The organism is Allobosea sp. 01N443 (genome assembly GCF_056399325.1).
Window position 1 is genome coordinate 1 of the sequence record NZ_JBFTRC010000439.1, and the last position, 458, is coordinate 458.

General features: G+C 64.8%; 1 protein-coding gene. It reads left to right on the forward strand.

Translation table 11 applies throughout. The features are described from left to right. Nucleotides 1-411: IS6 family transposase (locus AC1DRP_RS36880; protein WP_476771184.1), on the forward strand; the 411-nt coding region annotated here is incomplete at its 5' end. Nucleotides 412-458 lie beyond the last annotated feature (47 nt).

Consider the following 458-nt stretch of genomic DNA (forward strand, 5'->3'; position numbering starts at 1 on the left):
CAGGACGGCTATACCCTAGATGAGATCGTGCAGACCCGGCGTGACACCAAGGCAGCGCGGCGGTTGCTGAGGCGTCTTTTGAAGAAGCAGAGCTGTGCGCCCCGGCGGATGATCACCGACAAGCTCGGCTCCTATGCCGCCGCCCGGCGCCAGATCATGCCGACGATCGAGCATCGCGCGCACAAGGGCCTCAACAACCGGGCCGAGAACTCACACCTGCCGCTCCGAAAGCGCGAGCGGACGATGCAAGGCTTTCGATCTCCAGGCAGCCTGCAGCGCTTCGTCGCCGTCTTCTCCGCCGTCCGCAATCTGTTCGTCCCGCCCCGGTCCCGTCGCTCCGCCCTCGCCATCCATCTGCATCGTCTGTGCGCCATGGCACAATGGAAAGCCGTCGCTGGCCTCGCAGCGTGAGCCCGTCACCCGGTTGAGTTCGCTTCAATGGTCCGCGGTTAACGTGA